Annotated in this window: 2 protein-coding genes; both read left to right on the plus strand. The window is 74.2% G+C overall.

What is annotated here, in order from left to right:
- Positions 1-184 (plus strand): GH36 C-terminal domain-containing protein (locus GT042_RS30535; protein WP_161311929.1); only part of this gene is annotated, 184 nt, incomplete at its 5' end.
- A gap of 187 nt (positions 185-371) precedes the next feature.
- Positions 372-516, plus strand: a 145-nt coding sequence (locus tag GT042_RS30540) for an SDR family NAD(P)-dependent oxidoreductase (RefSeq protein ID WP_161311930.1), incomplete at its 3' end; no start/stop codon positions are given.

The raw sequence follows: 516 nt of genomic DNA on the forward strand, positions 1-516 counted from the left end.
CGGCGCGCCGCTGGTCCCGGGGCGCGCGGCCCGGCTGCGGCTGCGCGGGCTCGAACCGACGGCCCGTTACGTCGACACCGCGTCAGGCTTCACGTACAGCAGCGCCCATCTGGTCCATTCCGGCGTCCCGTTCGCGTGGACCGAGCGGTACGACGCGGAGCTGGTCGTTCTCACCCGGGAGTGACCGGGCCCGGAGCGACCGGGCCGGAGTGATCCAGGTGGAGTGACCGGTCCGGGACCGTCGGTCACTACAGTCGTCACATCGCTCGGGACGCCGTACCGCCACACAGCCGTCCCACTGTCCCACCGTCCCAACGCCTCACCGCTCCACCGCAGAGCAGCCCCCGCACCCCAAGGAGTCGACCCGCCCCATGAACGGAACCGCCCGCTTCACCGACCGCGTCGCCGTGGTCACCGGAGCCGCCTCGGGCATCGGCGCCGCCACCGCGGAACGGCTCGCCGCCGAAGGCGCGGCCGTCGTCCTCGCCGACGTCGCCACCGAGCGCGGGGAGGCCG

It is taken from the genome of Streptomyces sp. SID3212, assembly GCF_009865405.1.
In the GTDB taxonomy this organism is placed as follows: Bacteria; Actinomycetota; Actinomycetes; order Streptomycetales; family Streptomycetaceae; genus Streptomyces.